Annotated in this window: 10 protein-coding genes; 7 read left to right on the plus strand and 3 right to left on the minus strand. The window is 36.5% G+C overall.

Annotated elements, in window-relative coordinates; translation table 11 throughout:
- Nucleotides 1–200: 200 nt before the first annotated feature.
- On the minus strand, nucleotides 201–755 hold the full coding sequence (locus tag ACGHVY_RS06735; RefSeq protein ID WP_390597783.1) for a hypothetical protein: 555 nt from the start codon (nucleotides 753–755) through the stop codon (nucleotides 201–203).
- Between the two features lie 409 nt (nucleotides 756–1,164).
- Between ACGHVY_RS06735 and ACGHVY_RS06740 the strand changes: the two genes are divergently transcribed.
- Both ACGHVY_RS06740 and ACGHVY_RS06745 read left to right on the plus strand, forming a co-directional pair.
- Entirely contained in the window at nucleotides 1,165–1,635 is a 471-nt protein-coding gene (locus ACGHVY_RS06740) for a Panacea domain-containing protein (RefSeq protein WP_390597785.1), read from the plus strand.
- Nucleotides 1,636–1,637: 2 nt separating this feature from the next.
- A complete protein-coding gene (locus ACGHVY_RS06745; protein WP_390597786.1) occupies nucleotides 1,638–2,024 on the plus strand; it encodes a hypothetical protein in 387 nt (128 codons plus the stop codon).
- On the opposite strand, the gene ACGHVY_RS06750 is transcribed toward ACGHVY_RS06745, so the two are convergent.
- Together ACGHVY_RS06750 and ACGHVY_RS06755 are read right to left on the minus strand one after the other, a co-directional pair.
- A complete protein-coding gene (locus tag ACGHVY_RS06750; RefSeq protein ID WP_390597788.1) occupies nucleotides 2,025–2,183 on the minus strand; it encodes a hypothetical protein in 159 nt (52 codons plus the stop codon).
- A 5-nt stretch (nucleotides 2,184–2,188) separates the two neighbouring features.
- The gene (locus ACGHVY_RS06755) at nucleotides 2,189–3,103 is read right to left on the minus strand and encodes an IS1595 family transposase (RefSeq protein WP_390597790.1); all 915 of its coding nucleotides are present in this window, start codon (nucleotides 3,101–3,103) and stop codon (nucleotides 2,189–2,191) included.
- A gap of 522 nt (nucleotides 3,104–3,625) precedes the next feature.
- Between ACGHVY_RS06755 and ACGHVY_RS06760 the strand changes: the two genes are divergently transcribed.
- Genes ACGHVY_RS06760 through ACGHVY_RS06780 form a run of 5 tightly spaced genes read left to right on the plus strand, consistent with a single transcriptional unit; the run spans nucleotide 3,626 to nucleotide 11,307 of the window.
- Entirely contained in the window at nucleotides 3,626–6,406 is a 2,781-nt protein-coding gene (locus tag ACGHVY_RS06760; RefSeq protein WP_390599657.1) for a SusC/RagA family TonB-linked outer membrane protein, read from the plus strand.
- A gap of 17 nt (nucleotides 6,407–6,423) precedes the next feature.
- On the plus strand, nucleotides 6,424–7,974 hold the full coding sequence (locus ACGHVY_RS06765; RefSeq protein WP_390597981.1) for a SusD/RagB family nutrient-binding outer membrane lipoprotein: 1,551 nt from the start codon (nucleotides 6,424–6,426) through the stop codon (nucleotides 7,972–7,974).
- 28 nt (nucleotides 7,975–8,002) lie between these two features.
- The gene (locus tag ACGHVY_RS06770; RefSeq protein ID WP_390597983.1) at nucleotides 8,003–9,136 is read left to right on the plus strand and encodes a glycoside hydrolase family 18; all 1,134 of its coding nucleotides are present in this window, start codon (nucleotides 8,003–8,005) and stop codon (nucleotides 9,134–9,136) included.
- A gap of 9 nt (nucleotides 9,137–9,145) precedes the next feature.
- Complete coding sequence (locus ACGHVY_RS06775) at nucleotides 9,146–10,336, plus strand: BT_3987 domain-containing protein (protein WP_390597985.1); 1,191 nt, start codon at nucleotides 9,146–9,148, stop codon at nucleotides 10,334–10,336.
- Between the two features lie 23 nt (nucleotides 10,337–10,359).
- A complete protein-coding gene (locus ACGHVY_RS06780) occupies nucleotides 10,360–11,307 on the plus strand; it encodes a DUF4999 domain-containing protein (protein ID WP_390597986.1) in 948 nt (315 codons plus the stop codon).
- Nucleotides 11,308–11,649 lie beyond the last annotated feature (342 nt).

Consider the following 11,649-nt stretch of genomic DNA (forward strand, 5'->3'; position numbering starts at 1 on the left):
TTCGTAAAGTGAAATAAAGAATAATCCTATCAAGCACATAGATACTATATCTGCTATTTGAAATATAAATGATGATATATCTGTGATTAGACAAATAAATGTCATGATTGCTTTTAATAGGCATCCTATAAATGCTATTAAAGATGCTGTTTTCAAACTTGTTATTCTCATTTTATTACGTTATTAATTTGTTTATAGAGTTATTTCCATTTATCAAGATTTCCTTTCTGTATTTCTTTCTCAAATAAACGATAGGCTTCCCTTGCTTTTTCTGCTGCACTCTTTCTGATTTTGTAGTCATAATATCCATCAGTAGTATATATTCTAACAGCAGTCATTATATGGTTCTTAAAAACAGACAAATCACCTAATAGTAATATACGAAGTCCCCATAAGTCCATTCCTAATGCTCCTACTGTTCCTTCTCCTCTTCCCGATGCATAGTCTGATACTGTAAATTCATGTGTATTATCTTCTTCATCAAGAAATACCACCTTGGAATTTACACTTACTAATCGCGCATCTGCTGTTAGCCATTTCATCAATATCATATTTAAGCCATTTTCACGACCAAAACATATTGCAATATTTTTTCCTGTTTGAGTACCGATAAATGCTTCTGATGAAATCTTTTCATAAGACGTGTACACAACTTTGTCTTTTGTGAATTTATCAGTTTTACTGACTTTAATACTTTGCGCTTGGATACTGAGACTAAGCATCAATAATAACAGAAGTAAAAGATTCTTTTTCATACATTTTGTGTTTTATTGGTTAATACTAAAAGAAGTCAGTTTATTCAGCAATAACCATACGCAAAGTCACAAAAAAAAGACGTAGTGCTACTGCCATACGTCATCAAGGCTCACCACAAGCCCACTTACTCAATGGCAGCGCACCACGTCAGTATATGACGAAGTACACTTTACCCAACGAGTAAGTTCATTTATAGCCAAGTTCTGTTATCCGAGGTGGTGATTCTGATGACGATTAGGCTACACTATTTCTTCCAAAAAATTGGATTTCTCCCCAATTTTTCGTATCTTTAGTGCAAAGATAGTTGTTTATGGCTAATTGTCAACTAACAATATTCAATTTTTACTAATAAAAAATACATTATCTGGATTAAATGTTTTATTTTGCAAAATAATAAGGAGTAAATATATGAAATCTATTGTTATTACTATCGCTAATTATTTTATAGAATTGGCAAAAAAAGAAGGATTTAAGCTAAAACAATTTGGCTTAATGAAGCGTGTATATATAACATATGGTTTTTATTTAGCCCTATATAATGAATCGCTATTAATAGACAATGAATGTGTTGAGGCATGGGAAAATGGTCCTGTTATACCTTCTGTATATTATGCATTTAGACATAATAAGGGCGGAAACATATGCTGTAAGTCAACTTTGGGAGACGATACTATTCAAGATGAAAAACTAAAAAAAATTGCTGATATGGTATGGAAAAGATACCATAACTTATCTGATGATGAACTAATTAAACTATTACATCGTGATGGTACTCCTTGGTCTTATAGCTATAAATATCTAATGAATAATAAAATAAGTGATATATACACCAAAGCCTATTATAGGAAGGTTATTAATGACATTTTATCTAATAAATAGCAATGAGTGAAGAACAAATACAAGACGATGTTCTTATTTCAGAAATTGGAAATTCTCCTATTAGTGAAACTCCTATGTCTAATAGAGATGTAGAACAAGAAATAAAAATAGCAGAACTTGATATAAAAAAAGAAGAATTAGAAAGTAAAAGACAGGATAGGCTGCAAAGAAAAGCTTACGCTGATAATATATTCAAATTCTTATGCGTTTATATGATAGCCATTTTTATTATCCTTTTTAGACATGGGGAAATCTTAAATGGATTTGAGTTGGCAGATTCTGTTGTTATTACTTTAATAACGACTACCACAGCTAATATTATAGGTATATTTATTCTTGTCGTTAGATATTTGTTTAATCCGTCAAATGGGAATAATAAAGGAAAATAGCTACTCTTTTTCAGGATTTGGTTTGCTCATTTCTAGCAGTGCTTCTTTTAGCTTGTCTTTGGGTATAGTGAGAACAAAACCCTCTACTTCATAGATAGGCTTCCTTTTTTTCTTCTCCTTCTTAGGCTTTTCTGTCTTTATGTCTTTGTTATTTGCCATAATTTTTAAGCTGCTGCATATTGCAAAAGTAATTCAATTCTCTCAAATTTGCTAATTTTTCGGGTGTTAAATCTGAAAACAAACTCGTCAACATATCTCTGCATATATTTCTTGCTGACATGAATGTATGTTCCTTTAATAGTTCTTTTGAATACCGACCAAGCGTTTTCAATCCTATTTGTTGTAACTTCGATGATTTCTCCGTCATCGGTAACTAGAATCATTCCATAGAAATTCTTTCCGTGGTCTACAGACATTTGGGTATATTTCTTCTCTAGTCCTTTGTAGCTCCAACCATCGGTATAAACTGAACTTCCTACTTCAACGTTCTTTTTTACAATTGGAACAAGTGTTTCAGCTTGGGTGTTAGGAACGACCCTTGCAAAAATTTTCCCTCTTCTTTCTATAGCACCAAATACAGGAACTTTATCCTTGTAACTACGTCCTTGACACTTTTCTACTTTCTTATCTTTATGACGATTTCCATTCTTTCCGCCCACGAATGTTTCGTCTATCTCAACTTCGCCTGATAACTTTTGATTGTTTTCTTTAGCCATTGCAGTTCTTATTCTGTGAAGCATATACCACGCTGTTTTCTGTGGAATATCCAAATCGTCAGCTAATTGATATGAAGATATAGCGTTCTTGTGATTGCTAATCATAATAATTGCGTACAACCAATCTCGCATTTCTAATTTTGAGTTGGCAAAGAATGTTTTAGTTCTATAAGTGAAGTATTTCCCAGTATTCTTGCACTTATATTTACCGTTCTTACATTTGTACACCTTAGATGTCGGGTCAAAAGGTGAAACCACTCCATCTTTCCACCTTATTTCCTCGTAGAATCTGATTGCGCTTTCTTCGTCCGGGAAGGAAGCCCTGAACTCCATGATGCTTTGTCTTTTCCTTCTCTTTTTCATAACGCTTATCTTTTTAATCTGTTACAATATAGTGAAAATAAATGAGATATGCAAATAAAAAGACAAATATTTTTGATAATGAATAGAAAATGTTATCTTTGTATCGAGAACAAAAAAAGGACGCCAAATAGCGCCCTTATAACAAAAAGTTATGATAAATCAGTGTGGTGTAACTTTAGTGTTCACTGCCTTAAGTTTTATTCACCAGTAACTACTCAATATATAAAACTGGAAATGCCGGACTCATGGAATGATAGCTATATAGATGTCTATATAGGGGAAATTAATGCAATTAAATAATATCACAATAAAGAGAGACTAACGTAATGTCAGCCTCTCTTTTCTTATTAAAAGAGAGTATAGATACGAATCATAACCAATGTAATAATTAATAAACTGAAAATGATTACAATTTATAATTGAAAGAGTTTTATTTTCATGACAGGAAAGAGTCATCTCTGTAACAATATTGAGATGACTCTTTTTTTATAAGCATCTGTATATAACAGTTTCTCCCAAGCAATCACGCTAGCTAATGCGCAACCCTTGAAAATTGTAATGGGAGAAGACACCCAAGCATTGGATGAAGTAGTTGTTACTGCATTGGGTATCAAGCGTGCAACAAAGGCATTGAGTTATAATGTACAAGAAGTGAAAGGTGATGAAATTACTGCTGTAAAGGATGCTAACTTTATGAACTCATTAGCTGGAAAAGTGGCAGGTGTTCAAATCAGTAGTGGAGCTACTGGTGCCGGTGGTGCAGCACGTGTCGTAATGCGTGGTATGAAGTCTTTGACTAAAGACAATAATGCATTGTATGTGATTGATGGTGTGCCTATCTTTAATACAGGGAAAAGTGGTGGTGAAGGATTATTTGGTGATATGGGTGGATCGGATGCTGTAGCAGATTTAAATCCGGATGATATTGCCAGTATCAGTATGATGACCGGACCTTCTGCGGCGGCACTTTATGGTTCTTCCGCTGCCAATGGTGTAGTTTTGATTACTACTAAAAAAGGACAGACTGAGAAAACTACAATTACAGTGTCCAATAGTACTACTTTCTCCAAAGCATACATTATGCCTGATATGCAAAACCGTTATGGTACAAGCTCCGGATTGTTTAGCTGGGGAGACCCGACAAACCGTCGATATGACCCGTCTAACTTTTTTGAGACAGGTACTAATGTTATCAACTCGGTAGCCTTGTCTACCGGAAATTCCAAGAATCAGACTTATCTTTCAGCCTCTACTACTAATTCTGGTGGTATTCTTCCGAATAACTCTTATAATCGTTATAATTTTACAGCACGTAATACTACGAATTTCCTGAATGACAGACTGACTCTGGATATTGGCGCACAATATATTATTCAGAATAATAAAAACATGGTTGCTCAAGGGCAGTATTATAACCCGCTTCCTTCATTGTATTTATTTCCTCGTGGAGATAATTTTGACGAAATTCGTTTGTATGAACGTTATAACACAAACTACGGTTATATGGAACAGTATTGGCCCTATGGTGATGCTAGTTTGTCATTACAGAATCCGTATTGGGTGCAGAACCGTATAATCCGTACTTCCGATAAAAAACGTTATATGCTGAATGCTTCTTTGAAATGGAAGGTGACAGATTGGATTAATATCGTAGGGCGTGTGAATCTGGACAATTCCGATTATCGGAACAAGAATGAGAAGTCGGCTTCTACATTAACTACATTTTGTGGAGTAAGTGGTGGCTTCGAAGATGCCATGCGACAAGAACGTTCTTTGTATGCAGATGTTTTGGCTAATATAGACAAGACTTTCGGTGATTTTCATTTGACAGCCAACGTGGGGGCTTCTGTTTATCATACCTCAATGGATCAATTGTATTTTGCCGGTGATTTGGTTATTCCGAACTTTTTCCAAGTTAATAATATAAATTTCTCTTCAAATTATAAACCGGATCCTACCGGATATAAAGATGAGATCCAAAGTGTTTTTGCCAGCGCGGAATTAAGTTGGAAGAGTCAATTGTATTTAACATTGACAGGACGTAATGACTGGGACTCTAAATTAGCTTTCTCCAAGAAAAAGTCATTCTTTTATCCGTCAGTTGGTTTGTCAGCTTTACTGTCGGAGATGGTTGCTTTGCCGGAGTTGATAACTTATGCTAAAGTACGTGGTTCCTATACAGTGGTGGCCTCTTCATTCGATCGCTTCCTTACTAACCCCGGATATGAATACAACAGCCAGACACATAACTGGGCAAATCCAACCGTTTATCCAATGGAAAACATGAAACCGGAAAAAACGAAATCATGGGAAATAGGTTTGAACCTGAAATTCTGGCAGAACCGTTTCAGCTTGGATGCTACTTATTATCGTTCCAATACATTGAATCAGACATTTAAAGTAGATATTCCGTCATCTTCCGGTTATAAGCAAGCAATTGTTCAAGCAGGTGATGTACAGAATCAAGGTGTTGAGCTAGCTTTAGGATTTAGTGATAAATGGGCAGGTTTCGGCTGGTCTTCTAATGCTACTTTCACTCTAAACCGCAACAAGGTGAAACGCCTGGCTAGTGGTAGCGTTAACCCGGTGACTGGAGAGGCTATTCAGATGGATGAAATGAATGTAGGCTGGTTAGGTAAAGAAAATGTGGCTCCTCGTGTTATTCTGACAGAGGGAGGTTCAATGACTGATATCTATGTATATAACCAATTGACCAAAGATAATAATGGTAATATAAAAGTTGACCAGAATGGAAATTTGGGTATTACTTCATCAAACACTCCGGTGAAAATCGGCAATCTGGATGCTGATTTTAATTTAGGCTGGATCAACCATTTCACTTATAAAGGTATTGACTTGGGAGTTGTGTTGTCTGCACGTGTAGGTGGACTAGCTTATTCGGCTACTCAAGGTATCTTGGATTATTATGGAGTGTCTGAAACATCCGCTTCTATCCGTGATAATGGTGGTATGCCTATCAATAATGGTAAGGTTGATGCCCAAAAGTATTATCAGGCTATCAGTACAGGTGAAGGTGGTTATGGTCGTTACTACCTATATAGCGCAACCAACGTACGTTTACAAGAATTAAGCTTGAATTATACACTTCCAAGAAGATGGTTTAAAAATGTGGCAAATGTAACTTTAGGTGTTGTAGGACGTAATCTATGGATGATTTACTGTAAAGCTCCGTTTGATCCGGAATTGTCTGCTTCTACTTCCAGTAACTATTATATGAATGTAGACTACTTTATGCAGCCTAGCTTACGTAACTTCGGTTTTAATGTGAAAGTTCAATTCTAAAAGAAAAAACTAATGTTATGAGAAAATATTTAAGAAATATCACAGTCGGTGTCGCTCTGTTGTTGCTGGCAGGAAGTTGTACCGATAAATTTGAGGAGTATAATACGAATCAATATCAGATTCATGATGCTGACCCGGCTACTCTGATGAAATCGATGATTGAAACAATCGTGAATATTCAGCAGAATGACTCTCAAATGCAAGACCAGATGGTGGGACAATTAGGTGGCTATTTATGCTGTTCTAATACATGGAGTGGCACAAATTTCAGTACATTCAATCAAAGTGATGCATGGAATGCTACTCCCTGGAACACTCCGTTTGAGAAAATATATGGAAACTTTTTCCAGATACAGGAAGCGACAAATTCTACGGGACATTATTATGCTTTTGCTTGTATGATACGCGCTATAACAATGCTCCGTGTCGCGGACTGTTACGGACCGATGCCTTACAGCCAGGTAAAAAAAGGCAATTTCTACGTTTCTTATGATACTCAGGAGCAGGTCTATGCTAATATATTAAATGATTTAGCCAATGCTGCTGACGTTCTGTATAATTATTATGTAGAGACAAATGGTAACGCGCCATTGGGAGCTAACGATCCTGTTTTCGAAGGAAATTATTCTGGTTGGGCAAAGTTGGCAAATTCAATGCGTTTACGTGTTGCAATGCGAATTAGCGGAACATGGCCCGGCATTGCTAAAGAAGCAGCCGAAGCAGCAGTAATACATAAAGCCGGGTTGATTGAAAGTAATTCGGACAATGCCATGCTTTCTTGCGGAACACAAAGCAACCCATATCAACTTGCCGCTGTCAGTTGGGGGGATTTGCGTGTGAATGCAAATATCGTAGATTATATGAATGCATATGATGACCCGCGTATGTCGAAGTTCTTTAATAAATCTACTCTTACTGGAAAAACAGATCAATATGTGGGTATGCGTACAGGAGATGCTGATTTCAAAAAGGCAGATGCAGCAGGTTTCTCTATTCCTGCCTATACGGCGACTTCCAAATTAATGGTTTTCTGTGCCGCCGAGACAGCCTTCTTGCGTGCAGAAGGAAAATTGCATGGTTGGAATGTAGGTACTAAGACAGCAAAAGCTTACTATGAGGACGGTATCAATTTGTCTATGGAGCAATATCAGGTTTCAGCTACCGAGTATTTGAAGATTGATGAAGCTCCTGTTGTATCACATGAAAGTGACGCCGTGCAGAACGCTACCGCAACGATAACCAATACTGTTAGTGTGAAGTGGGATGATAGCGAAGCTGATAATGCGAATGGGAAGAATTTCCAACGTATCATTACTCAAAAATGGATTGCCAATTATCCGCTGGGACTGGAAGCATGGGCGGAATATCGTCGTACAGGCTATCCGGAACTTTATCCTTGCATCGACAATTTATCTGATTGTGGCGTGAGCAGTCTGCGTGGTATGCGTCGTTTGAGCTTCCCCTATACAGAAGCACAGAATAATAAAGCCAATTATGAACAAGGTGTTGCAGAACTTAGCGGTGCCGATAATGAAGCCACTGACTTGAAATGGGCAAAGAAGAACTAATTTATATAATGCATAAAAAAGGACTTTTATGAAGAAAATTTATTTATTATACATTGTACTCATATCATTGGCAACAACCTCTTTGATAGGTTGCAGTGATTGGACGGAGTCGGAAGCAAAAACTTTTCCTGAATCGATCGTATCAGATGAATATTATGCAGCTTTGCGCGCTTATAAAAAAACTGATCATCAGGTTGCTTTCGGTTGGTTTGGCGGTTGGAGTGGTGAAGGTGCTTTTATGAAAAGCTCTTTAGCCGGTATTCCGGATAGTGTAGATATTGTTTCAATTTGGGATAATGGGACAAATCTTTCTGAAGCTCAACGTAAGGACATGACTTTCTGTCAAGACATGAAAGGTACAAAAATTATATACTGTTCAATTATTGGTTCTGTAGGAGATAAACTGACTCCACAAAATATACTGGATAATTGGGAAGAAATGGGATATAATAGTAAACAAGAAGCTATTAATGCATTTTGGGAATATCCGTCAGACGAGAGTAACAAACAAGCAGTAGAAGCTTCAATCCGTAAATATGCAAAGGCTATTATAGACACATTAGATTTATATGGCTATGATGGATTTGATATTGATTATGAACCGGTAGCCGGTCCATATACCGGAAATATTGTCAATACGGATGAAAACTTGTTTTTCTTTATTGATGAACTAGGCAAGTATCTAGGACCGAAATCCGGTACAGGAAGACTATTGGTAATTGATGGTGAACCTCAAAGGATTACGACCAAGCCCGAAATTGGAACTTACTTTGACTATTTCATTATTCAGGCTTATAAACCGGGACGTGATTCTAATTTGGATGGAAGACTTATTGATGGTAACGTATGGGGACCAGCATTAATAGCAACTTTTGGTGGAGTGATGAGTGAAGAGGAAATTACGAAAAGAACAATAATGACTGAGAATTTTGAAGCAACCGATGCTGCTATGGATGGTGGTTATCCTTATACTGACCGCTATGGAAACAGCATGAATTCTTTGGAAGGCATGGCACGTTGGCAGCCTAGAAATGGTTTCCGTAAAGGCGGTGTAGGTACTTATCATATGGAAGCAGAATTTGGAACTTCGCCGGAATACAAGAATATACGTCGTGCTATTCAGATCATGAATCCTTCATCACATTCATTACTTAAAAATTAATGTAAACTTATGAAACGTATGAATTATATAAAAATGTTATGCTTCTCTGCGGTTATAGCTGGATTGGGAAGTATGGTAAGTTGCGGTGATGCGAAATACGATACTTTAGATACACATGCTTATATAGAAGAAGCACTATCAAGTACAAGTCAAAAAGTGACAGTACAAGCCTCCGGAGAAACTTTTACCCCCCTAAACGTACATCTTAGTAATCTTTCTTCTACAGATAATCATTATAAGTTAGTTACAGACCAGTCGGTATTGGATACCTATAATCGCATTAATGGAACTGGGTATATAATGTTACCCGAAGAATATTATACATTACCGGAAACTATTACTGTGAAAGCCGGACAATATGCTACCGATGCTCTCTCTATCGCTTTGAAAGCTTTCAGTCAGGAAATGATGAAATCAGGAGAATCATACGCACTACCTGTTAAACTTGTATTACAGGACGGAAGTGTTTCGCCAATGGCGAATACCGGAACTTTTGTTATTTTGGCAGAAAGTATTATCGAATTTTCAGCCCCAATGTTTACTAGTTCTGCTTCTTTGACTTCTAATAAATATGCAGAATCACCTGAAAGTTATGCACAATATACGATAGAAGTTCGTTTTCAAGTAAGTAATATGAATAATCGCAATCGTGCTATTTTCAGTAATGGCAACGGTGATGCCCTGAATAATATTTTGTTGCGTTTTGAAGACCCACAGTCTGACAATGAGAATTTTAAGGCTCATTCACTGGTGCAGATAGTAGGTCGCAATAGTCTTTATTTGAATCCAAGTAATTCTTTTAAACCTAATGAATGGCAACATTTGGCTTTAGTATGTGATGGTTCTTCTTACCGTCTTTATATTAACGGAATGGATTCAGGTGTATTGAGTATTCCGTCAGGTCCCACTATTTTTGCTAATGTAAGTTGGTTTAGTGCTGATACCTGGTGGAGTGGCTGTAAAATTTTGATGAGTGAAGCACGTATCTGGTCCGTAGTCCGTACCGCTTCTCAGATTCAGAATAATATGACTCAAGTTAGTCCTAAATCTGTGGGTTTGGAAGCTTATTGGCGTTTTAATGAAGGACAGGGCAATGTGTTTGAAGATGCAACCGGTAAAGGGCATACTTTAACAACTTCTGCTAGTCCTACATGGATTGACGGTATTTTATCTACGGATAAAGCTACCGAATGGAAATAGTAAAAATTAAATTGTATGTGTATATGAAAAATATATTTCAATCATTAGCAATTGCGGCTTTGTTGGGCCTGTTTATTCCTTTCCTTTCATCTTGCAAAGATGATGATGAAACTTTCAACGAATGGAATGCCACATATGTGTCTTTGCAACGAAATGATTACTTGTCCGGTAACGTGAAAACGTTTAATCTGACTCATGATGCGGAAGGTGTCAGAGGAGATGAAATCAAGATGGTTTTTACTCTTAAAGTGCAACAACCCGCACCCGCAGATATTGTTGCTACATTAGGTGTGAAGAGCGAAAATGAAGGACTTGATGCAAACCAAATCTCTTTAAGTTTGCCGCAAGTAACTCTTAAGGCAGGACAAATTGTTTCCGAAGAAATTACTGCAACAGTTGATCCGGAAATATTTGCTGACATCATGGAAAAATCAAGTTTTTCTTTTAGTGTTTCAATCAGTAATATTACTACAACTGATGGCAATACAGTCATAAGCAGTAATTTGAGAACTTTACCTGTTATTATAAATAAGGCTGCTTTCCTCAATTTGAAAACTGGCACTCCACCTAATAGTCAACTTATCAGTGATCGTGCAAGTTGGGTAATCAAAGTAGAAGAAGGAGTAGAAGGATCAGGAAATAATTTAGTGGATGGTAATAACTCAGATCTCGCCCTTAATAATAAAGGGTTCTGGTTTACTGTTGACCTTGGTAAAAATAAGCTTCTGACAGGAATTAAAACCAATCATTATGGTTCTGCATATGCTCCCAGAAAAGTAGAAATATTGCAGTCGGAAGATGGTGTAACCTGGAAATCATTAAGTTCAGTAGCAACTTCTGGTGCAACACAGTATCTTACTTTTATTTCTCCTATTACTACGAGATTTTTGAAATACCAGATTCTAACTATTGCTTCAAGCGGACGAACAGATGTAACAGAATTTAATGTCTATGAACCTAAAAGTGAGTAGGTATAATGACTTAGACAATATTTAGGATTGACGTTATAAGTCTTTCCTTAATGGATAAAAATCTCTTTATCAACTTGATAAAGAGATTTTTTTGTGTTTGGGAGCAAAGATATATAGACATGCACAGTTCTGAGGTTGCTTTGATTACAACGAGAAGAATAGCTCCTAAATTCTTAATAAGCATTAAAAGAACAGGCTTTAGTTTAGTCCCGGAGTTCTTTTAGTTGTATTCTTTATATAACGCCATTAATTATAAACATGAAAGACATGAATCTAAAACTGATTTTGAGATCGCTAATATTCTTTTTGAGTTTATGGATATGTACATCTGCTGCATATGCT

It is taken from the genome of Bacteroides sp. f07 (assembly GCF_042854785.1).
Classification (GTDB): Bacteria; Bacteroidota; Bacteroidia; order Bacteroidales; family Bacteroidaceae; genus Bacteroides.

What these genes read in the sequence shown, in the direction of transcription:
- ACGHVY_RS06735 (WP_390597783.1), bottom strand. Translation starts at nt 755, where the DNA reads ATGAAAAAGAATCTTTTACTTCTGTTATTATTGATGCTTAGTCTCAGT.
- ACGHVY_RS06740 (WP_390597785.1), top strand. Translation starts at nt 1,165, where the DNA reads ATGAAATCTATTGTTATTACTATCGCTAATTATTTTATAGAATTGGCA.
- ACGHVY_RS06745 (WP_390597786.1), top strand. Translation starts at nt 1,638, where the DNA reads ATGAGTGAAGAACAAATACAAGACGATGTTCTTATTTCAGAAATTGGA.
- ACGHVY_RS06750 (WP_390597788.1), bottom strand. Translation starts at nt 2,183, where the DNA reads ATGGCAAATAACAAAGACATAAAGACAGAAAAGCCTAAGAAGGAGAAG.
- ACGHVY_RS06755 (WP_390597790.1), bottom strand. Translation starts at nt 3,103, where the DNA reads ATGAAAAAGAGAAGGAAAAGACAAAGCATCATGGAGTTCAGGGCTTCC.
- ACGHVY_RS06765 (WP_390597981.1), top strand. Translation starts at nt 6,424, where the DNA reads ATGAGAAAATATTTAAGAAATATCACAGTCGGTGTCGCTCTGTTGTTG.
- ACGHVY_RS06770 (WP_390597983.1), top strand. Translation starts at nt 8,003, where the DNA reads ATGAAGAAAATTTATTTATTATACATTGTACTCATATCATTGGCAACA.
- ACGHVY_RS06775 (WP_390597985.1), top strand. Translation starts at nt 9,146, where the DNA reads ATGAAACGTATGAATTATATAAAAATGTTATGCTTCTCTGCGGTTATA.
- ACGHVY_RS06780 (WP_390597986.1), top strand. Translation starts at nt 10,360, where the DNA reads ATGAAAAATATATTTCAATCATTAGCAATTGCGGCTTTGTTGGGCCTG.